This is a genomic window from Leisingera aquaemixtae, assembly GCF_001458395.1.
Classification (GTDB): domain Bacteria; phylum Pseudomonadota; class Alphaproteobacteria; order Rhodobacterales; family Rhodobacteraceae; genus Leisingera; species Leisingera aquaemixtae.
This window is the reverse complement of the sequence record NZ_CYSR01000030.1, coordinates 1-20,564: the sequence shown is the minus strand read 5'-3', so window position 1 is coordinate 20,564 and position 20,564 is coordinate 1. Positions and strand designations below refer to the sequence as shown.

Below are 20,564 nucleotides of genomic sequence, written 5' to 3'. Positions count from 1 at the left end.
CCTGCGCCGGGTTAGATTCCGGCTCGGGCGCTAAACTGCCCCCTTGGATCAAGGGGGCCAATCGGTCTGGCTGCAGCTTTCTCGGATCGTGCCGGACAAAAGCCGAAGCCAGCGAAACTCATCAGAACGGGGGAAGCCAAGTGCCGGTTTCCGGCCCGTTCGGACAGCATAAGGCCTGTGGATAGGTAATGACAATGGGCATTCGTCACCGCAGGACCTGAAAATGAATCCAGCCTGCTCTTACCCGGAAAAACGTTAACTTTTCGTTGAAATTCAGCGAAGTGCCGGACTTCTGCGGCAGTTCCGGCCCCCAAAACGAAACGCGCCCGGACCGTGTCCTGCGTCAGGAAACGGCCCGGACAGCGGTCACGCCAGATAATCCGAGCGCTGCAGGCCGTATTTCGCCATTTTCTCGTTCAGCGTCCGGCGCGGCAGGCACAGCTCGTCCATCACGCTGGCGATCGAGCCCTTGTGGCGGCGCATGGTGTTGTCGATCAGCATCCGCTCGAAGGCTTCCACATATTCCTTCAGCGGCTTGCCCTCGGTGGTCATTACCGGCTGCATTTCCTCGTGATCGGACATCAGGAGCGACGCGATGGTGCCGGAGCCGCGGCGCGACTGCAGCACGGCACGCTCGGCGATGTTGATCAACTGACGCACGTTGCCCGGCCAGGGCGCCTGCAAGAGCTGCGCGGCCTCCTGAGCGCTGACCTGCGGCGCATCGCAGCCGTATTCCTCGGAAAACTGCTCGCTGAGGCGGGTGAACAGGGTCAGGATATCCTCGCCGCGCTGGCGCAGCGGCGGCACGGTGATGCGCAGCGCCGCCAGACGGTAGAACAGATCCGGGCGCAGCGCGTCCTCACAGGTCTTGCCGGCTTCCTGCAGGTTGGAAATGGCGATGATCCGGGTTTCGGCAGGCGTGCCCTGTTCGTTGATCACGCTCAAGAGCTTGGCCTGCAGGGTTTCCGACAGCGCGTCGATGTCTTCCAGCACCAGAGTGCCGCCGCGGGCCTCCTCGATTGCGGGCAGCATGCTGTCTTCGGGCTGCATCGGGCCGAACAGGCGCTTGGCCAGCGCCTCCTCTTCCAAAGCGGCGCAAGAGACCAGCACGAATTTCTTGCCCGCACGGCTGCCGACCGCGTGCAGCGCATGAGCGACCAGCGTCTTGCCGGTGCCGGTTTCCCCGTCGATCAGAACGTGGCCGTCGGCCTGGCCGAGGTCCAGAATATCCTCGCGCAGGCGCTCCATCACCGGGCTTTGACCGATCAGCTTTTTCATGATCTGCGAGCCGTCCGACAGCTCGCGCCGCAGCGCCCGGTTGTCCAGGGTCAGGCGGCGGGCGCCGGTGGCGCGCTTGGCCAGCTCCGACATGCGGTCCGGGTTAAAGGGCTTCTCCAGGAAGTCGAAGGCGCCGACGCGCATCGCCTCCACCGCCATCGGCACATCGCCATGGCCGGTGATCATGATCACCGGCAGCGCAGAGTCGGTGCCCATCAGCTTTTTCAGGAACTGCATCCCGTCCATGCCCGGCATCTTGATATCGGAGATCACGATCCCCGGATAATCCGGCCCCAGCACCTTCAGCGCTTCCTCGGCGCTGGGGAAGGTTTCCGTGTCATACCCCGACAGCGCCAGCCACTGGCTGATCGACTGCCGCATATCCTGTTCATCATCAACGATCGCGATTTTCATAGCCTGGGCCATGCGCGTTCTCTCCTAATCACTCCGGGCGGCCTATTCGGCAGCCTCGATACCGTCCACCAGGACCGGCAGTTGCATCTCAAAGACCGCGCCGCCGTTCTGGCCGTTGCGGGCGGTCAGCCGTCCCCCAAGGTCGTTGACGATCCCCGAGGAGATGGCAAGACCCAAACCAACCCCATCCCCGGGCTGCTTGGTGGTGTAGAAAGGCTCGAACAGGTTGTCGAAGTCCTTGATCCCCACCCCGTTGTCGCGCACCGACAGGGTTGCCGTCTCACCGGCGGCCAGCAGGATTTCCACCTCCGGGTCCGCCACGGATTTGGTGGCGTCCAGCGCATTGCGCAAGAGGTTGACCATAACTTGTTCCAGGCGCATCCGGTCGCCCATCACCATAACAGGTTCTTCGGGCAAAATCCGGGTGATTTTCACATGCCTCTGGCGCAGCTGCGGTTCCATCATCGACAGGCTGGATGCCAGCGCATCGCCCAAGTTTACAGGGCTGAACGCATCGCCGCCCTTGCGCGCATAGGATTTCAGCTGGCGGGTGATCGCCCCCATCCGCTCAATCAGGTCGTCAATGCGACCGAAGGAGGCCAGCGCCTCATCCGGTCGGTTGCGGTTCAAGAGCAGGCGGGCGCCGGCCAGATATGTTTTCATCGCGGCCAGCGGCTGGTTCAGCTCGTGGCTGACCGCCGCGGACATCTCCCCGAGGGCAGCCAGTTTGGAGCTTTGCGCCAGGCTCTGCTCGGCCACCGCGAGGGTCTTTTGCATCCGTTCACGCTCGGCGATTTCCCGCTGCAAACGCGCATTCAATACGCGAAGCTCTGCCGACTCACGCTGGAACAGCGCCATCCGCAGCGCGGTCTTGCGGCTCAGCGCATAGAAAGCCAGCGCCAGCAGGATCGCGAATCCCATAATTTCCAGCGCCAGCACGGCATTTACCCGCTCCCGCACCGACGAATAGGTGGTGAAGGACGCCATCCGCCAGCCTTGGAACGGCACCCTTGTTTCCAGCCGCATCACCGCCTCGCCCTGCAGGTAGGCGTCGGGGGGCAGCGCGGTCCAGTCGGTGGTGGCGCGGATCGCCCGCTGGATCGCGCCTTCGGGCGTCTGCAGCGTCAGCGCATCGCCTTCCTTAAGACCGCGCCAACGCGCCTCGGTGGCCAGGATAATGGTGCCGGTGCTGTCGGTGACCAGCACCGCGTCGGAAATTCCCGCCCAGGCGCGCTCGAACTTTTGCAGGTCCACTTCAACCACAATCGCGCCCAGAACGCCGGTCGCATCAATGATGCGGCGCGAATAGGTGAAGCGGTAGCCGCCGACCTCGCGCGGGATCACCGAGAATACGGTCGACTTGGCCCGCACTGCATCAACGAAATAGGCGGCATTGCGGTGGTTCGAGCCCAGCCGGTTGCGGTCCGTGGCCGCCACCGTGCGCCCGTCCTGCGCCAGCAGCATGATCGAGGCCGCGCCGATTTCATCGACAAAGGAGATAAGCCGCTGGGTAGACAGGGAAAAATCATTGGACTGCAGCGCCGAGATCAAGGTCTGGTCGCGCGCCAGCAGCTGCGGCACGATGGCGTGCTGGCGCAACTCGCTCAGCAGGTTGCCGGAATACAGCGCCAGCCGCAGCTCGGCCCGGTTGCGGGTGCTTTCGGTGAACCGGTGGGTCAGTGCCCGGTTGGTGGTCCAGACGGTGACCGCGGCCACCACCATGAACAGCACAAGCCCAAGCCGCGCCCGCCACGAAATCGTGCGCGAACCAGCCTTTGCCTTGCTTTTGATCATCTCAGAGCGCGGGGCGGTCATGACTCATACCTATTGCGGCCGCCCCGCATCCTCAAGTCACGCCGCGGTGACCATTCCCGCCAATGCGCGGAACACTGCCGCACCGTCGGTGCCGCCATGACCCTCATCCGCAGCCCGCTCCGGGTGCGGCATCATGCCGAGAACGCGGCGGTTGTCCGACAGGATGCCGGCAATGTCCGCGACCGAGCCGTTGGGGTTGTCTTCATAGGTGAAGGCCACCCGGTCCTGGTCCTGCAGCGCCTTGACGGTGTCCGCATCGGCGAAATAGTTGCCGTCGTGGTGGGCAATCGGGACACCAATCACATCACCCGCATTGTAGCCTTGGGTAAAGACACTGTCAGCGGTCGCCACCTTAAGGTTCACAGTGCGGCAGATGTATTTCAAACCTGCATTACGCAGCAGCGCCCCCGGCAGCACGCCGGTTTCGGTCAGGATCTGGAAACCGTTGCAGACGCCAATGGCATAGCCGCCGCGCTCGGCGTGCTCAATCACCGCCTTGCAGATCGGAGACTGGGCCGCAATCGCGCCGCAGCGCAGATAGTCGCCATAGGAAAAGCCGCCCGGCACTCCAACGATGTCCACACCCTCAGGCAGCGCACTGTCCTTGTGCCAGACCATCGACACATCGAAGCCGGCCTGCTCGAACGCCACCGCCAGATCGCGGTCGCAGTTCGAACCCGGGAAGACTACTACCGCCGCCTTCATCACTGCATCTCGATGCTGTAGGATTCGATCACGGTGTTGGCCAGCAGCTTCTCGCACATCGCGGTCACATCTGCTTCGGTCGCGCCTTCGGCCAGATCCAGGTCAATCACTTTGCCCTGGCGCACACCTTCAACCTTGTCAAAGCCCAGGGCCCCCAGCGCGTGGCGCACAGCCTCGCCCTGCGGATCCAGAACCCCGTTCTTCAGCATCACATGCACCCGTGCCTTCATCGCATCATCCCTCAGGTTTTCGATGGCGAAGCCCCATCCAGGCTTCATCTTTCTAAAAATACTCAAGGACCCGCGGCGCGGCAGGCGCAGCGGGTCCCGATCTCAGTTCACCAGCGTCGGCTTGCCCGGCGCAGGCGGATTATTCGGCATCACGCCAAGGCGGCGCGCCACTTCGCTGTAGGCATCGGTCAGGCTGCCGAGGTCGCGGCGGAACACGTCCTTGTCCAGCTTCTGGCCGGTGTTGATGTCCCACAGGCGGCAGCTGTCGGGGCTGATCTCATCGGCGATCACCAGGCGCTGGAAGTCGCCCTCGTAAATGCGCCCGATCTCGATCTTGAAGTCGACCAGGCGGATGCCGACCGCCAGGAACACGCCGGACAGGAAATCATTCACCCGCAGCGCCAGGCTCAGGATGTCGTCCATATCCTGCTGGCTGGCCCAGCCGAAGGCGGCGATATGCTCTTCGGTGACCAGCGGATCGCCCAGGGCGTCGTCCTTGTAGCAGTATTCCACGATCGGGCGCGGCAGTTGGGTGCCCTCATCGATGCCCAGGCGCTTGGAGATGCTGCCCGCCGCATAGTTGCGCACGATGATCTCCAGCGGGATGATCTCGCAGCTGCGCACCAGCTGCTCGCGCATATTCAGACGCTTCAGAAAATGGGTCGGCACACCGATCTGCCCCAGCCCCAGCATGAAGAACTCGCTGAGGATGTTGTTCAGGACTCCCTTGCCTTCGATCACGTCGTGCTTTTCGGCGTTGAAGGCGGTGGCGTCATCCTTGAAATACTGCACAATGGTGCCCGGCTCCGGGCCTTCATACAGTGTCTTTGCCTTGCCTTCGTAGATTTTCTTGCGGCGCGCCATTGGGAACCTTTCGGGTCATTGCCGGGAATCCGGCCCTGCGATGTGCCGCCCTCATAGTGCAAGGGGGCTTCAGCCGCAAGCTTGCTGCACGGGCCCGCCATGCCGCGGGCGTTGCGGCGGCCGCCCCCGAACCGGCACCCGGATCCGGCCAGCCGCTGCCCTGCTTAGGACAAATCCGCCCAAAGGCTTTATCAGGAACTGTTTTTTCTTGCCCTGGGGAGCAATCATACTCCTATCATACCACAGGTGCACAAGGTTAATGAGGATCAGCCATGACAACATTCGACGAACGCGAGCAGGCCTTTGAGGCCAAGTTTGCGCATGATGAGGAAATGCAGTTCAAGGCGCGTGCGCGCCGCAACAAGATGCTGGGCCTGTGGGCGGCGGACCTTTTGGGCAAGACTGGCTCCTCGGCCAATGAGTATGCCCAGTCGATTGTGGCAGCGGACCTTGAGGAAGCCAGCCATGAGGACGTGGTGCGCAAGCTGACCGGCGATCTGGGCAGCCGGGCCAGCGAAGAGCAGATCCGCCTGAAACTGCAGGAACTTCTGGTGCAGGCGCAGGCAGACATCCTGAACGAGACGAGCTGAACAGCCTGGCAGCGGCAAAAGGCCCGGCTGGAATACCCCCGGCCCGCCCTGTGTCCGGGCGCTTGCCGCCCCGGTGCGGCACAGGCCGGTGGCGGGAGCGTGCTGCCTTTGTGCGCCGGTTTGCCTCCAGCACGGCATCGCCGGGCCGACACCCGTCAATTTTAAGGGTTAACCGAACCGAAAACCGCATCCCCTATACTGCCGGGCAAGGTGTTTGTTGCGCGCCAGTCCGGGAGTGCCATGACGTTTTCCGTATCCTCCGCCCCCAGAACGGCCGCGCGGCTGCTTCGGCTGGCCGTTCCGTTTGCGGTCATGGCGGGCTGCCTCTGGCTGCTGCAGGTGCAATCGGACCTGCCTTCCCTGAATGAGCTTGGCGCCCTCGTCTTTGACCTCCCGGCATGGAAATGGACGGGCGCTGCGCTGGCCACAGCCGTCAGCTTCTGTGCGCTGGGGCGTTATGATTGCGTTGCCCACCGCCACCTCGGCACCGGGCTCGACGGACCGGCTGCGCGCCGCGCCGGCATGGCCGCCATCGCCTTTTCGCAGACCGCCGGTTTTGGCCTGGTCACTGGATCTTACGCCCGCTGGCGCCTGCTGCCCGGCCTGACGCCCCTGCAGGCGGGGCAGCTGACCGCGCTGGTTGCTGCGACCTTTCTCGCTTCCCTGGCGGTGATCTGCGGCGCGTCCCTGATCGCCGCGCCGCCTGTGCCGGGCCTGGCCTGGGCGGGCGCCCTGATCCTGCTGACCGCAGCGGCACTTGCGGCCTGCAGCTTTCTGATCCCGCAATTCCAGCTGTTCGGGCTGCCGCTGCGCTGGCCGTCGCTGACCGCGATGACTGCCTTGGGGTTTTGGGCGGCAGCCGACGTTGCTGCCGCGGGCACGGCCCTGTGGCTGCTGCTGCCGTCCGGCACCGGCGTTGCCTGGGGTCAGCTTCTCACCGCCTATGCTGTGGCCCTGGGCCTTGCGGTCGTCTCTTCCGCGCCCGGCGGGGCGGGACCGTTTGAGCTGGCGCTTTGCGCGCTGCTGCCTGCGGTTCCGGACCACAGCCTGATCGCCGCGCTGCTGGCCTTCCGCGTGATTTATTATGCCATCCCAGCAGTAATCGCCGGATTTCTGCTGGTCTTTCCCGGCCTGTTGACAGCGCAAAAGACAGCAGTGGACGACACCGATCTGCTTGGCAGCCGCAGCCAGCCGGCCGCCGCCCTGCCCTGGGACCGCTGCTGTGCGGAGACCGGGATCATCCGCCAGAACGGCGGCCGGGTCCACGCCTTTGGCCTGAACCGCATTGCCTTGCTGGACAGCGCCCAGGCTTCGGTGGCGCTGTTCGACCCGCTTTCGGGCCTGACCGGAGAAACCTTTGCCCCGCTCGCGCGGCATGCCCGCCGCCGCAACGCCGCGGCCTGCTATTACAAGTGCAGCGCGCGCACGGCGCTTCTGGCCCGCAAGTCAGGCTGGACCGTGCTGCGGATCGCCAAGGAAGCGGTCCTTAACCCGCAAGCGTTTTCCGAAAGCGGATCATGCCGCCGCCAGCTGCGCCGCAAACTGCGCCATGCGGAGACCGCTGGCATCAACGTCGGCCGCGCTGTGAACCGCCTGCCGTTTGACCAGATGCAGGAGGCCGACGCGGCCTGGCAATCGGCCCACGGCACCGCCTATGGCACCACTATGGGCCGGTTTGAGCCCGGCTACCTGTCCTGCCAGGAGGTGATCCTGGCCTTCCATCAGGGGCAGCTCATCGGCTTTGCCAGCTTCCATACCTCGGCCCGCGAATGGTGCCTGGATCTGATCCGCCTGCGCCCCGGCGTGCCCGACGGCACCGGACACGCGCTGGTGCGCGCAGGCATCGCTGCCGCCGCTGCGGAAGGCATCCCCCGCCTTTCACTGGCCGCGGTGCCGGATCACCGGCTGGCCGGGCGCGCGGACCGCGGCCTGCGCCGGTTCAAGGCATGCTTTGCCCCGCAATGGGAGCCGCGGTACATGGCAGCGCCCAGCTGGCTGCAGATGGCCATATCCGTTGCCGAGCTTGTGCGCCTGGTGCACCGCCCGCCGCCAGTGCTGCCTGCCGCAGCGCCGCAGACTCATAATGAAGATGAAGAAAATGAAATTGCCCTTGCCCGCCCGGCATGAGACAGGGAAACAGACCACTTTGCCGTCCGCACCGCCGGGGCGGCCTGCTGACATGGGACAAATCTGATGACGAATACTTTCAAACAGCTGCTGGACACCAGGGATGTGCTGCTGGCGGATGGCGCAACCGGCACCAATCTGTTTGCCATGGGTCTGCAGTCTGGCGATGCGCCGGAACTGTGGAACGTGGACGAACCCAAGAAGATCATGGCGCTGTACCAGGGCTCTGTCGATGCGGGCAGCGACCTGTTCCTGACCAACAGCTTCGGCGGCACCGCCGCACGCCTGAAACTGCATGACGCACAGGGCCGCGTGCACGAGCTGAACCGGATTGCCGCCGAGCTTGGCCGCGAAGTGGCCGATAAGGCGGAGCGCAAGATTGCCGTGGCCGGCTCCGTCGGTCCGACCGGGGAAATCTTCGAACCCGTCGGCGCCATGTCCCACGCGCTGGCGGTTGAGATGTTCCACGAGCAGGCCGATGCCCTGAAAGAAGGCGGCGCTGATGTGCTGTGGCTCGAAACCATTTCCGCGCCGGAGGAATTCCGCGCCGCGGCGGAGGCCTTCAAACTGGCAGACATGCCCTGGTGCGGCACCATGAGCTTTGACACCGCTGGCCGCACCATGATGGGGGTAACCTCGGCCGATTTCGCCCAGCTGGTGGAGGAATTCGACAACGCGCCGCTAGCCTTCGGTGCCAACTGCGGCACCGGCGCCTCCGACATTCTGCGCACCGTTCTGGGCTTTGCCGCCCAGGGCACCGAGCGCCCGATCATCTCCAAGGGCAATGCCGGCATTCCGAAATATGTCGACGGCCACATCCACTACGACGGCACCCCGGAACTGATGGGCGAATATGCGGTGATGGCCCGGGATGCGGGCGCCAAGATCATCGGCGGCTGCTGCGGCACCATGCCCGACCACCTGCGCCACATGCGCGCGGCGCTCGACAGCCGCCCGCGCGGCGGCCGCCCGGCACTGGAACAGATCGTCGAGGTTCTGGGCCCCTTCACCTCTGACAGCGACGGCACCGGCGAGGATACCGCAGCCGGCAGCGAGCGCCGCGGCCGCCGCGGCCGCCGCCGCGCCTGACCACCGCAACAGGCCAGTAAAGGCCGGAACAGGGTTGGCGCCGCATGTCAGCATGCGGCGCTCTTTTACGCTCCCGTTGCCCGCACCGCCGCGGTGCTCACCTTTGCTTAGCCGACAATGCTGAAACCGCGGATCTCCGGGTCGGGATCGGTTTTTTCCGTCAGAACGTCCTTCACCGAGGCCGCACCGGGGCCGCGGCCCATTCTGCGCACCATGTCGGCGACACTGGCCGACGGCCCCATCAGCAACGCCCGCACGGACCCGTCAGGTTCATTGCGGACCCAGCCCGTCAGCCCATGACGCATCGCTTCCGCCCTGGCCCAGGCGCGGAAAGCCACGCCCTGCACGCGCCCGGTGACACGCGCCTTCACAGCTACAGATGCCATTGGACACCTTCCTTTCCGTCATGAAGACCTCCAGCATAGCACAGAAGCGCCGCCACGGCGGTTCAAGAATAGATCAGAACAACGCCAGTTGATCGCCGGGCTGCGGCGGGCGGGCGAACAAATCGCAGCGCAGATCCTGTGTCCGCTCCTGCAACCCCAGACGCTTGCAGGCCGCCTTGAAACGCTGCGCGATCATCTCGGCGTACTGGCCCTCTCCCCGCATCCTGTGGCCCCAGCGCGGGTCATAATCGCGCCCGCCGTGCATCTCCCTCAGCCGCGCCATCACCTTGGCGGCGCGGCCCGGCTCATGTTCCGCCAGCCATTCCTGCCACAGCTCCGACACCTCCCGCGGCAGCCGCAGCATGATCCAGCTTGCGGCATCGGCGCCGGCATCAGCCCCCGCGGCCAGCAGCGCCTCCAGCTCATGATCCGTCAGCCCCGGCACTACGGGAGAAGTCATCACCCGCACCGGCACGCCTGCCGCCGTCAGCCGCCGGATCGCGGCCAGACGCCTGGCGGGAAGTGGCGCCCGCGGCTCCATCCGGCGCGACAGATCCGCATCCAGGGTGGTGACGGAAATGCCGACCCGCACCAGCCCCTTGGCTGCCATCGGTGCCAGGATATCCAGATCGCGCTCGACCATTGCGCCCTTGGTCACAATTGCCACCGGGTGATTGAAATCGCGCAGCACCTCCAGGCAGGCCCGGGTGATGCCATTGTTCCGCTCACACGGCTGGTAGGGATCGGTATTGGTGCCAAGCGCGATAGTGGCCGCCTTGTAGCGCGGCGCCGACAACTCCCGCCGCAGCACCGCCGCCGCATTGGGCCGCGCAATCAGCCGGGTTTCGAAATCCATCCCCGGCGACAGGCCCAAGTAGGCATGGGTGGGCCGCGCAAAGCAATAGATGCAACCATGCTCGCACCCGCGGTACGGGTTGATCGACCGGTCAAACGGCAGATCGGGCGACCGGTTGTAGGTGATCATCGACCGCGCCGCCTCCTGCCGCACCTCGGTGGGAATCACCGCCTCCGGCGCCTCCTGAAACCAGCCGTCATCGACCGCATCGCGCACCATATCATAGCGGCCTGCCGCATTGCTGAGGCTGGCGCGCGCTTTGCGGCGTAGGGGATCTGGCGTGAATTCCTGTGGCATAGGCGCAAAATAACCGCCACACCGGAACAAATAAAGAACAAATGGCCAAAATCGAAGATTTCCATGTGGAATCTTCATTATTCTTGCACCGAAATTGTCTCTATACGTCGGTTAGAACGGCGGCAATGTCGCAAATAATGCAGTCCGCGGGCGGCATTCTGTCACAAAAGCTTCTGAAATAGGCCAACACCGGGGACATCCCCGTCAGCAAGGATTAGGCGCATGTCGGACGAAGAAGACATCATCCTCTCGGAACTCGATGACGAGGAACTTGTTCAGCAGATGTTTGACGACCTCTATGATGGTCTCAAAGAGGAAATCGAAGAAGGCGTGAACATCCTTCTCGAGCGCGGCTGGGCGCCTTACGACATCCTGACCAAGGCTCTGGTGGGCGGCATGACCATCGTCGGCGCCGACTTCCGCGACGGCATCCTGTTCGTTCCCGAAGTGCTGCTGGCGGCCAACGCGATGAAGGGCGGCATGTCCATCCTGAAGCCGCTGCTGGCGGAAACCGGCGCCCCGCGCATGGGCTCCATGGTGATCGGCACCGTCAAGGGCGACATCCACGACATCGGCAAGAACCTGGTGTCGATGATGATGGAAGGCGCCGGCTTCGAAGTTTACGACATCGGCATCAACAACCCGGTCGAGAACTACCTGGAAGCCATGGCTGAGCATAAGCCCGATATCCTCGGCATGTCCGCTCTGCTGACCACCACCATGCCCTACATGAAGGTCGTCATCGACACCATGATCGAGCAGGGCCTGCGCGACGACTACATCGTGCTGGTTGGCGGCGCGCCGCTGAACGAAGAGTTCGGCAAGGCAATCGGCGCCGACGGCTATTGCCGGGACGCAGCCGTGGCCGTGGAAATGGCCAAGGATTTCGTCGCGCGCAAGCACAACGCGATGAGCGCCTGATTTGGCACGCAAAGGACGCGCAGCCCGCTTGACAGAGCGGGCTGCCTTCCGCCCCCCCACCGGGCGGACGCTTGAGGAAAGCTCCCTCACCGAACAGGGCCTGGCCGCCCCTGAAAAGAAGACCGGCCGCATCCTGCTGATCGCCTGCGGCGCGCTTGCGCGTGAAATCATTGACATCAATGAGAAAAACGGGCTGGATCACATCGACCTCACCTGCCTGCCTGCCAAGCTGCACCTCTATCCGGAGCAGATTGTGGACGCCATCGACGGCGCCGTGGCCAAGCATTCAGCCGTCTATGACAAGATATTTGTGGTTTATGCCGATTGCGGCACCGGCGGCGCGCTGGAGCGCAAATGCGCCGAGCTGGGCGTCGAGATGGTGGCAGGCCCGCATTGCTATTCCTTCTTCGAGGGCAACGAGACCTTTGCCCGCCATTCGGAAGAAGGCGAAATCACCGCCTTCTACCTCACCGATTTCCTGGTCAAGCAGTTCGACGCTTTCGTCTGGCGCCCGATGGGCCTCGACAAGAATCCGGAGCTGCGGGACATGGTGTTCGGCAACTACACCAAGCTGATCTACCAGTCGCAGACCAGCGACCCCAAGCTGGTGGAAAAGGCCCGCGCATGCGCAGACCGCATGGGGCTGGAGTTCGAGCACCGCCACACCGGCTATGGCGATCTGGAAACATCCCTGACCGCCTGGGCCAAGGGATCCTCTTCTTCTGGTTCTGGCTGAAAATATCCCGGGGAGCGCGAGGGGCCGGCCCCTCGCCCCGGCCGGCCTCAGGCCTGCGCCATCGCGGTTTCGCGGATCCGCTCGATCATTGCCCTGAGGCCATTGGAGCGCTGCGAAGACAGATGCTCATTCAGCTCCAGCCGCCCCAGTTCCGCCTTGGCGTCCACCGACACCACCTGCTGCAGGGGCAGACCGTTATACAGCTTGCGCAGCACCGCGATCAGACCGCGCACAATCATTGCGTCGCTGTCGCCGTCGAACCGGAACACCCCGCCCTCGACCGTCGCATGCAGCCACACCTGGCTGGCGCAGCCGTCGACCTTGGTGGCGGGCACCTTCAGCGCGTCGTCCAGCGGCTCCATCGCCTTGCCCAGGTCGATCACATGGCGGTAGCGGTCCTCCCAGTCCTCCATGAACTCGAAGTCTTCCACGATCTCTTCAAAGGCGGCTGTGGCCATCGTCCGTCCATCCTCAAAATCCGCATTCCGGGGCTGATCAGCACCTAAGCCCCTGCCCGCACCATTTCAACCGCTTTTCAAGCTTCGGCCAATCGGGTAATCCCTTGCAAAGACATTTTGAATGGGCGGGGACAGATGCACAAACCATTGGCTCTCACATTGGCCGCAGCGCTGGGTCTGGCCGGCTGCGGCGGCTGGAAAGACTCGCGAGTCAACCCCACCAACTGGTTCGGCAGATCGGCCCCCGCAGAGTCAACGGTGCCGCAGGGCACCAACCCGCTGCTGCCGCAGGAAAGCAACGCGCGCGGGATTTTCGCCAAGAAACCGCCAGAGGACAAAAGCGTCCTGATCAGCCAGGTCACCCGGCTGCAGATTGAGCGCACCGCCTCCGGGGCCATCATTCACGCCTCCGGCGTTGCGGCGCGCCAGGGCGCGTTTGATGTCGAGCTGCGCAAGGCTGAAACAGCAGAGGACGGCGTTCTGGCCTATGACTTCCGGGTGGTCTATCCGGAGGAAGCAACCCTGAAGGGCAGCGAATTCAGCCGGACGCTTCATGCGGCCCGCACGCTGTCCAATGAGGATCTTGAGGCAATCCGCCTGGTCCGGGTGAACGGCGCGGAGAACGCACGGGAAAGCCGCCGGCGCTGATCCTTAACGCTGTAAAGGACTGAAACAAAGAACGCCCGCGTTTGCGGGCGTTTCTTTTGCGCAGGTGACAGCTCTTTAAAGCTCCACCACCTGTACCGCCTGGCCGTTGGCGGCAAGGCCGATCTTGCCCTCGCAAAGCCTCAGCGCATCGGCACCAAACACCTCGCGGCGCCAGCCGCTAAGGGCCGGCACATCCCGCAGGCCCGCAGCGATGGCATCCAGATCGGCGCTCGGCGCGATCAGCTTGGCCGCAACGCCCTCAGCCTCGGTCTTGGCCTTCAGGAGCACCCGAAGCAGGTCCGCCAGCGCCGGGTTCACCTGCAGCTTCTCCCTGCTGCGGTCCAGGCGGGGGAACTTCTCCGGCGGGCAGCTGACGCCCTTGGCCACCGCCTCCAGGATGCCCTCGGCAATAGCGCCTTTGCGGGCCTCGCGCAGAAGCAGACGAGAGCCGCCCAGCTCCGCCGCAGTGCGCGGCTTGGTCGAGGCCAGCTCCACCAGCGCGTCATCCTTGAACACCCGGTTGCGCGGCACGTTGTTACTCTGCGCGTAAATCTCGCGGAACGCCGCCAGCTCGCGCACCACCGCCAGGAACTTGCCCGAGTTGGTGCGGGTCTTGACCCGCTGCCAGGCCTCCTGCGGCTGGATGTCATAAGTTGCCGGATCGGTCAGCACCTGCAGCTCTTCCGCGACCCAGTGGGACCGGCCGCTCTTCTCCAGTTCGGCCGCCAGGAATTCGTAGATCTTGCGCAGATGGGTCACATCCGCCAGCGCATATGTCTTCTGCGCCTCGCTCAGCGGACGGCGCGACCAGTCGGTAAAGCGCGAGGTCTTGTCCAGCCCCTGCTTGACGATCTTGCGCACCAGGGTTTCATATCCCGCCTGCTCGCCAAAGCCGCAGACCATCGCCGCAACCTGAGTGTCAAACAGAGGCTTGGGAAAGACGCTCGCATCGACCCAGAAGATCTCGAGGTCCTGACGCGCGGCATGGAACACCTTAACCACGTTTTCGTCGCGAAACAGCGCATAAAGCGGCTCCAGCGAGATGCCCTCCGCCAGCGGGTCAACCAGCACAGCGTCGTTTTCACCATCGCCGGCAAAGGCCAGCTGAATCAGGCAAAGCTTGGAATAATAGGTCCGCTCGCGCAGAAATTCGGTATCCACAGTGACATAGGGATGCTGTGCGGCGGCATCGCAAAAGGCCTGCAGTTCTTCGGTCGTGGTCAGGGTTTTCATCAATTACCGCTTTTCAATCTCACGTGGGCCGGGCCGTGATACGCGCTTGTTCCGGGCAATGCAAACAGGTGCCGCTGCCGCCGTGGTTTTGTGCTGCAAGCGGCACAGCCGCTGGCGTACCGGCGCCCCTGAATTCACTGTTTGTGATAATACTGTCGTCAAACATTCATTTCCCTGATGCAAGTGCAGCCCCTAGGTTAGGTGTGCATCGCAAACAGGAGAATGACCGATGACTTCACTCGACTTTTCCGCCGCAAAAACTGCAGGAACTGCGCCGCATCGCAGGATGATTCCGCTGCTGGCTGCTGCTGCTTTGCTATTGCTGCTGGGCCTGCCCGCGCTTCTGGCCCCGGCTCCGCAGCAGGATCTGCTGGATTGGCACGGCAACAGCGCAGCCGCGCAGGAACGGCGCTAGGGCAGCTGGACCGGGGTTTTGTCGCCAGCGGCAAAACGGCGCAGCACGGCCGGGTACAGCTTGTGCTCCTGCACCAGCACCCGCGCCGCCAGCGTTTCCGGCGTGTCGCTGGGCAGAACCGGCACCCGGGCCTGGCCCAGCACCGGGCCGTCGTCCAGGCGCGGCGTCACCTCATGCACGGTGCAGCCATGCTCCGCGTCGCCCGCCTCAAGCGCGCGGGCGTGAGTGTGCAAGCCTTTGTATTTCGGCAGCAGCGAGGGGTGAATGTTCAGCATCCGGCCTTCGAACTGCGACACGAACCCGGCGGTCAGAACCCGCATGAAACCGGCCAGACAGACAATATCCGCACCGGCCTCGAAAATGGGTTTCACCAGCTCAGCCTCAAAGGCCGCCCGGTCGCCCTGAAAGGGGCGGTGGTCCACCACGGCAGTGGCCACACCTGCGGCAGCGGCCTTGGCCAGCCCGCCGGCACTTGCGTTGTTGGACAGCACCAGACAGGGCCGCGCCGGATGGCCGCCGGTCATGCTCTCCAGCAGCGACACCATGTTGGAGCCGCCGCCGGATATCAGGATCGCGACCTTCTTGTGGCTCACAGCAGCTTGCCCGCATAGCGCATGCCGGCGCCTTTGGTGACGGTGCCCAGACGGGCCACTGTCTCGCCTTCGGCTTCCAGCACCTTCACCAGCTCATCGGCGCGGTCCGCCGCGACCGACAGGATCATGCCAATGCCGCAGTTGAAGGTCTTGAGCATTTCCGCTTCGGCAATGCCGCCGGTCTCTGCCATCCATTTGAACACGGGCGGCAGGTCCCAGGCGTTCAGGTCGATGTCGGCGCCCAGGTCCTCGGGCAGCACGCGCGGCAGATTCTCGGTCAGGCCGCCGCCGGTGATATGGGCCAGCGCATGCACGCCCCCTGCCCGCACCGCGGCCAGGCACTGCTTCACATAGAGACGCGTCGGGGTCAGCAGCGCCGCGCCCAGAGTGCTTTCGCCAAACGGGCAGTCCGCATCCCAGCCCAGGCCGGAGACCTCGACCAGCTTGCGCACCAGGGAATAGCCGTTGGAATGCACGCCGTCGGACGCCAGCCCCAGCAGCACGTCGCCCTCGACCACGCCTTCAGGCAGCGCAGAGCCGCGCTCCATCGCGCCCACGGCAAAGCCCGCAAGGTCAAAATCGCCTTCGGGGTACATGCCCGGCATCTCTGCCGTTTCTCCGCCGATCAGCGCGCAGCCGGAGCGCACGCAGCCCTCGGCAATGCCCTCGATGATGCGGGCAGCGGTGTCGGTTTCCAGTTTTCCGGTGGCGAAATAGTCGAGGAAGAACAGCGGCTCAGCGCCCTGGCACACCAGGTCGTTGACGCACATCGCCACCAGGTCGATGCCAACGCCATCTACCACGCCGGTGTCGATCGCGATCCGCAGTTTGGTGCCGACACCATCGGTGGCGCCGACCAGGATCGGATCGCTGTAACCGGCGGCTTTCAGATCGAACAGAGCGCCAAATCCACCCAGCCCGCTGGCCACGCCCGGGCGGTTGGTACGCTTGGCGGCCGGCTTGATCCGGTCGACCAGGGCGTTGCCCGCATCAATGTCCACACCTGCGTCTGCATAGGTCAGGCCGTTCTTGCCGCTGGTCATCATTTGGCTCCTTCCAACACGTTGCGGCAGCCTTTAGCGCAAGGCGGAAGAGAAGGAAACAAGCGATTGCATCCCGGCACAGAAGGCCGCGGCCGCAGCACCGCGATGCAATCGCCGCTTGACCTCCCGCGCGCCATTTTCTAACCACAGGACAATGGCGGGCCTGTAGCTCAACGGTTAGAGCAGAGCGCTCATAACGCTTTGGTTGCAGGTTCAATTCTTTGTTAGTAGGTATAAACTTACTGATTGATTGATCTAGTCAACAAGTAAATGGATTCGAGACTGGTAAATCAGAACGAATATTACTGGTATGACTTACTGATAGGCGTACTAGGAAGAAAATTCGGTCAGATGGCCGAACACCCTTGGCGTCACAGCAACATTGCTGTACTCAGCGCCTGCTCCTGGGGGATTAGCTCAATTGGTTAGAGCAGAGCGCTCATAACGCTTTGGCTGGGGGTTCAAGTCCCTCATCCCCTAGGTGAGCAGTCATTGAGATACGGAGAAATTTCTTCGGGAACTATAAAGCATGTGATTGCTTCTAAAAGTGCTCCATCTGTGGGCTTTTCAATTTTCACGCGGCTCAAATTCCGCCGACTGAAACAAGAACAAGCGGAAACCACAGGGTAGGATCGGACCCATTCTTGCGATCCAAATTACCTATTAGGCGCCATACGTCAGTTTGCTAGCAAACCCCGCCCAAACCAGCCATCCGCCTCCGGTTCATACTACTGCAACCACAGCCCGCTTTACCGCCATTCTCTGCAGACGCGAACTGGCAAAGGCCAGCCGATATGCACTGCGTCCGTGCAAAATACACACTGAACTTTGCTCACGTTGTAACTTTCACATTACTTCCTGTTGCTGATTGGCAGCAACTTCATTCAATACCACTGTTCACAAGGTGACCTCCACAGTTAAAGCTCAACCAGCAAATATATGTGCTTTTTTAGACCGAATGCCGCTAACGCGGCCTACAAAGAGGGGTGACCTACGGCCCTTTTGATGGAGAGCGGTCACCCCTCTTTGTGGTAAATAACGGCCGCTTCGACAGGTCTCCAAACTCGAGCTTGTCCCTTTTCAAGTGCGACAGTGCGCAGAAGTGATTTCAAAGAAGCACTAAACGCAGCACCTACGAGAAAATCGTAACCGGCGTCTGCGCCCCACGTTGTAGCGCCCATCCCGTGCTGCGAGATCTTGCACATCTCACAGTGGGGAGTGCGTTTCGCAATGTGCGCTACAAATTCGTTTCTCAAATCGTTGGGCGTCGAGATCTACGCGTCGGGTCACCGTCGGTGGCCGGATGACGCCAAGGCCCAGGCGGTGGCGGATACGCTCGAGCCGGGTGCGACGGTGAATGGCGTGGCCGCGCGGTATGGGGTCTTAGCGAACCAGCTGTCGGCCTGGCGCCGACTGGCGAAGCAGGGGAAGCTGGTGTTGCCAGCGGCGGAGCTGGACGAACCGGTCTTCGCCCCGCTGGTGGTCTGCGATGTTCCGGAGGTGCAGCCGGCGCCGGACATTGCCGCTTCAGCAGAGGTGATCCGGATCGTTTCGGGCGAAGTCAGGATCGAACTGGCGCCGGGCACGCCCGCAATCCGGATCGCCGAGATCGTGCATGCGCTCGGAGCCACGCCATGCTGATGCCCTCGCAGGGCGTGCGGGTTCTGGTGGCGACGAAGCCGGTGGATTTCCGCAAAGGCCATGACGGTCTGGCAGCGCTCGTGCAGTCAGCGCTGGCGGAAGATCCGTTCACCGGCACGGTCTTTGTGTTCCGCGCCAAACGGGCGGACAGGATGAAGATCCTGTTCTGGGACGGCAGCGGGCTTGTCATGGCTTACAAGCGGCTGGAGGACAGCACGTTCACCTGGCCTGCGATCCGCGACGGGGCGATGACGCTGAACCGTGCCTAATTCGAGGCGCTGTTTGCCGGGCTGGACTGGCGGCGGGTGCGGTCCCTGGAGCCGCGCCGCCCGGCTGTGGCAGAGTGACTCGGGCTGCGGAAAGCCTGCTTCTATAGGGGGAGATCAGGGTATGGTCCGGCCATGTCCAGCGCCCCGCCCATCGACCTTTCTGCCATTCCTGAAGACCAGCGTGACGCCGTTCTGGCAGTGCTGCGCGAGCGGGATGCGCTTCGGGAGGCCAACAAACGCCTGGAGCATCTCGTCGCCGAGCTGAACCAGGCCGTGCATGGCAAGCGGTCGGAGAAGCTGAGCGAGGACGAGCGGCAGCTAGCTTTCGAGGATCTCGAGACCGCGGTGGCCGAGGCCAAGACGCAGCAAAACACGCAGGCGTCCACCGGTCCGGCGCCGCGCAAGGCAGCCCGCCGCAACCGAGGCAATCTGCCCAAGGACCTGCCGCGGGTCGAGAGGGTGATCGAGCCGGACAGCTTGGACTGCCCGTGCGGGTGCGGCGAGATGCACCGGATCGGCGAGGATCGCACCGAGCGGCTGGATATTATTCCCGCGCAGCTCCGTGTCATCGTCACTGTCCGGCCCAAATATGCCTGCCGTGCCTGCGCCGAGGGTGTCACCCAGGCACCAGCCCCCGCGCACCTGATCGAGGGTGGTCTGCCGACCGAGGGCGCCATCGCGCATGTTCTGGTCAGCAAATTCTCGGATCATCTGCCGTTATACCGCCAGAGCCAGATCCTGGTCCGCTCCGGGATCGACCTGCACCGCAGCACGCTCGCCGATTGGGTGGGGACAGCCGCCTTCCACCTCGGTCCCGTAGTCGACCGGCTGGCCGAGCACCTGAAAGGATCGGGCAAGCTGTTCATGGACGAGACCACGGCGCCGGTCCTGGACCCGGGCCGCGGCCGGACAAAGACCGGGTATCTCTGGGCGCTGGCCCGGGACGACAGGGGATGGGGCGGCGATGACCCGCCCGGCGTGGTGTTCACCTATGCTCCCGGCCGCGCCGGGCAGAACGCGGAACAGATCCTGCTGGGCTTCGATGGCATCCTGCAGCTGGACGGCTATTCCGGCTACAACCGGCTGACGCGCCCCTCGCGGAAAGGCGGCGCGCCGGTCACGGTCGCGTATTGCTGGGCGCATGCCCGCAGGAAGCTGAAGGAGGTCTTCGACCGCGACGGCTCGGAGATCGCCGCCGAAGGGCTGCGCCGGATTGCGGAGCTCTACCGCATCGAGGGTGAGATCCGCGGCATGGGCCCCGGCCAGCGGCTGTCCGCCCGGCAGACCCGCACCGCGCCGCTGGTCACCGGGTTCGGAGAATGGCTGCAGAGCCAGCGCCGCCGGATCTCCTCAAAGTCACGTCTCGGAGAGAAGCTGGCCTACATCCACCGGCAGTGGGACGGGCTGCAGACCTTCCTCCACGACGGCCGCGTCGAGATCGACTCCAATGCTGTCGAGAACCTGATCCGCCCTATCGCAGTTGGTTGGTCATTATGCACCCCCTTCATAAGTGCTTGGAAACATTGATAGCTGGTCGTCGAGGTCAGCGCGACACGGGCGTCCTTTCCGTGCGAGAGCGTTTTTGACCTTATCCGAATGCAGGTCAGCCGTCCGGATTTGGTACGGCGCGCCATCGACCACCTGATTTGCGGGCAGAATACCGTCCTTTATCAGTTTGCGGATGACGTGATTGGTCACACCGAGCTCTTTCGCTGCCTCGGTCATTGTGCGCCACGGGCCATCCTTGTCAGCAGACAGGTATCCGTGAATGTCATTCACACGCCGGATGGATGAAACGCGTTTCGCATTCCAGGTCTTGCCCTGGCCAGTCTGCATTCCCATGCGGTTTAGACAGGCAGCAATCGACTCATCCGGCCAGCGTCCTGCCATCTCGCGAATGACTCCAAGCGCCTCTTCACTGGTGCGGGCATTGTGTTCGCCGCTCTTTGGCTTCTT

At 63.6% G+C, this 20,564-nt stretch carries 22 protein-coding genes, 2 tRNA genes and 1 pseudogene; 12 read left to right on the top strand and 13 right to left on the bottom strand.

Annotated elements, in window-relative coordinates; translation table 11 throughout:
* Positions 1-366 precede the first annotated feature (366 nt).
* From PHA8399_RS13735 to purC, 5 genes are all read right to left on the bottom strand, one after another.
* Positions 367-1,704, bottom strand: a complete 1,338-nt coding sequence (locus PHA8399_RS13735; RefSeq protein ID WP_058286696.1) for a sigma-54-dependent transcriptional regulator — start codon at positions 1,702-1,704, stop codon at positions 367-369.
* A 30-nt stretch (positions 1,705-1,734) separates the two neighbouring features.
* A complete protein-coding gene (locus tag PHA8399_RS13730) occupies positions 1,735-3,507 on the bottom strand; it encodes an ATP-binding protein (protein ID WP_058286695.1) in 1,773 nt (590 codons plus the stop codon).
* A 36-nt stretch (positions 3,508-3,543) separates the two neighbouring features.
* A complete protein-coding gene (gene purQ, locus PHA8399_RS13725; RefSeq protein ID WP_058286694.1) occupies positions 3,544-4,212 on the bottom strand; it encodes a phosphoribosylformylglycinamidine synthase subunit PurQ in 669 nt (222 codons plus the stop codon).
* Positions 4,212-4,442 (bottom strand): phosphoribosylformylglycinamidine synthase subunit PurS, encoded by a 231-nt coding sequence (gene purS / locus PHA8399_RS13720; protein ID WP_027243772.1) that lies wholly within the window; start codon positions 4,440-4,442, stop codon positions 4,212-4,214. The genes purQ and purS overlap by 1 nt, the downstream gene beginning before the upstream one ends.
* Before the next feature lie 102 nt (positions 4,443-4,544).
* A complete protein-coding gene (purC, locus tag PHA8399_RS13715) occupies positions 4,545-5,306 on the bottom strand; it encodes a phosphoribosylaminoimidazolesuccinocarboxamide synthase (RefSeq protein WP_008555976.1) in 762 nt (253 codons plus the stop codon).
* Between the two features lie 272 nt (positions 5,307-5,578).
* Here purC and PHA8399_RS13710 point away from each other — a divergent pair, with 272 nt between their 5' ends.
* The 3 genes from PHA8399_RS13710 to bmt all read left to right on the top strand — a co-directional run bounded on the left by PHA8399_RS13710 (position 5,579) and on the right by bmt (position 9,112).
* On the top strand, positions 5,579-5,896 hold the full coding sequence (locus PHA8399_RS13710; RefSeq protein WP_058286693.1) for a DUF1476 domain-containing protein: 318 nt from the start codon (positions 5,579-5,581) through the stop codon (positions 5,894-5,896).
* Positions 5,897-6,136: 240 nt separating this feature from the next.
* Positions 6,137-8,023, top strand: a complete 1,887-nt coding sequence (locus PHA8399_RS13705) for a phosphatidylglycerol lysyltransferase domain-containing protein (RefSeq protein WP_058286692.1) — start codon at positions 6,137-6,139, stop codon at positions 8,021-8,023.
* 66 nt (positions 8,024-8,089) lie between these two features.
* Positions 8,090-9,112 carry a betaine--homocysteine S-methyltransferase gene (gene bmt, locus PHA8399_RS13700; protein ID WP_058286691.1) on the top strand — a complete coding sequence of 341 codons (1,023 nt, stop codon included), beginning with the start codon at positions 8,090-8,092 and terminating at the stop codon, positions 9,110-9,112.
* 107 nt (positions 9,113-9,219) lie between these two features.
* Here bmt and PHA8399_RS13695 read toward each other — a convergent pair whose 3' ends face one another.
* Both PHA8399_RS13695 and PHA8399_RS13690 read right to left on the bottom strand, forming a co-directional pair.
* Positions 9,220-9,498, bottom strand: a complete 279-nt coding sequence (locus tag PHA8399_RS13695) for an acylphosphatase (RefSeq protein ID WP_058286690.1) — start codon at positions 9,496-9,498, stop codon at positions 9,220-9,222.
* 73 nt (positions 9,499-9,571) lie between these two features.
* Positions 9,572-10,651 carry a PA0069 family radical SAM protein gene (locus PHA8399_RS13690; protein WP_058286689.1) on the bottom strand — a complete coding sequence of 360 codons (1,080 nt, stop codon included), beginning with the start codon at positions 10,649-10,651 and terminating at the stop codon, positions 9,572-9,574.
* 222 nt (positions 10,652-10,873) lie between these two features.
* Here PHA8399_RS13690 and PHA8399_RS13685 point away from each other — a divergent pair, with 222 nt between their 5' ends.
* On the top strand, positions 10,874-11,572 hold the full coding sequence (locus PHA8399_RS13685) for a corrinoid protein (protein WP_058286688.1): 699 nt from the start codon (positions 10,874-10,876) through the stop codon (positions 11,570-11,572).
* A gap of 1 nt (position 11,573) precedes the next feature.
* On the top strand, positions 11,574-12,308 hold the full coding sequence (locus PHA8399_RS13680; RefSeq protein WP_058286687.1) for a DUF1638 domain-containing protein: 735 nt from the start codon (positions 11,574-11,576) through the stop codon (positions 12,306-12,308).
* A gap of 47 nt (positions 12,309-12,355) precedes the next feature.
* Here the strand turns inward: PHA8399_RS13680 and PHA8399_RS13675 are convergent, their stop codons facing one another.
* Positions 12,356-12,766, bottom strand: coding sequence for a SufE family protein (locus PHA8399_RS13675; protein ID WP_008555164.1), 411 nt, complete (start codon positions 12,764-12,766; stop codon positions 12,356-12,358).
* 135 nt (positions 12,767-12,901) lie between these two features.
* Here PHA8399_RS13675 and PHA8399_RS13670 point away from each other — a divergent pair, with 135 nt between their 5' ends.
* Positions 12,902-13,414: a hypothetical protein gene (locus tag PHA8399_RS13670; RefSeq protein ID WP_058286686.1), complete on the top strand. Its 513-nt coding sequence runs from the start codon at positions 12,902-12,904 to the stop codon at positions 13,412-13,414.
* A gap of 75 nt (positions 13,415-13,489) precedes the next feature.
* Here PHA8399_RS13670 and rnd read toward each other — a convergent pair whose 3' ends face one another.
* Complete coding sequence (gene rnd / locus PHA8399_RS13665) at positions 13,490-14,647, bottom strand: ribonuclease D (protein WP_058286685.1); 1,158 nt, start codon at positions 14,645-14,647, stop codon at positions 13,490-13,492.
* Between the two features lie 19 nt (positions 14,648-14,666).
* Positions 14,667-14,813, bottom strand: a complete 147-nt coding sequence (locus tag PHA8399_RS22580) for a hypothetical protein (protein WP_158509269.1) — start codon at positions 14,811-14,813, stop codon at positions 14,667-14,669.
* 63 nt (positions 14,814-14,876) lie between these two features.
* Between PHA8399_RS22580 and PHA8399_RS22355 the strand changes: the two genes are divergently transcribed.
* Positions 14,877-15,062 carry a hypothetical protein gene (locus tag PHA8399_RS22355; protein WP_145977044.1) on the top strand — a complete coding sequence of 62 codons (186 nt, stop codon included), beginning with the start codon at positions 14,877-14,879 and terminating at the stop codon, positions 15,060-15,062.
* Here PHA8399_RS22355 and purN read toward each other — a convergent pair.
* Entirely contained in the window at positions 15,059-15,655 is a 597-nt protein-coding gene (gene purN / locus PHA8399_RS13660; protein ID WP_058286684.1) for a phosphoribosylglycinamide formyltransferase, read from the bottom strand. The genes PHA8399_RS22355 and purN overlap by 4 nt on opposite strands.
* A complete protein-coding gene (gene purM, locus PHA8399_RS13655) occupies positions 15,652-16,698 on the bottom strand; it encodes a phosphoribosylformylglycinamidine cyclo-ligase (protein ID WP_058287267.1) in 1,047 nt (348 codons plus the stop codon). The genes purN and purM overlap by 4 nt, the downstream gene beginning before the upstream one ends.
* A gap of 161 nt (positions 16,699-16,859) precedes the next feature.
* On the opposite strand from purM, the gene PHA8399_RS13650 reads away from it, so the two are divergent.
* From PHA8399_RS13650 to tnpC, 5 genes and pseudogenes are all read left to right on the top strand, one after another.
* Positions 16,860-16,932: transfer RNA gene (locus PHA8399_RS13650), tRNA-Met, on the top strand.
* A gap of 172 nt (positions 16,933-17,104) precedes the next feature.
* Positions 17,105-17,178 (top strand) — tRNA-Ile (locus PHA8399_RS13645).
* A 780-nt stretch (positions 17,179-17,958) separates the two neighbouring features.
* Positions 17,959-18,339: an IS66-like element accessory protein TnpA gene (gene tnpA / locus PHA8399_RS13640; protein WP_244270225.1), complete on the top strand. Its 381-nt coding sequence runs from the start codon at positions 17,959-17,961 to the stop codon at positions 18,337-18,339.
* A complete protein-coding gene (tnpB, locus tag PHA8399_RS13635) occupies positions 18,333-18,608 on the top strand; it encodes an IS66 family insertion sequence element accessory protein TnpB (protein WP_145977043.1) in 276 nt (91 codons plus the stop codon). Before tnpA ends, tnpB begins: the two co-directional genes overlap by 7 nt.
* A 132-nt stretch (positions 18,609-18,740) precedes the next feature.
* Positions 18,741-20,090 (top strand): annotated as a pseudogene (gene tnpC, locus PHA8399_RS13630) (IS66 family transposase); the annotation flags it as partial.
* 9 nt (positions 20,091-20,099) lie between these two features.
* Here the strand turns inward: tnpC and PHA8399_RS13625 are convergent.
* Positions 20,100-20,564 (bottom strand): MerR family transcriptional regulator (locus PHA8399_RS13625; protein ID WP_500683700.1); only part of this gene is annotated, 465 nt, incomplete at its 5' end.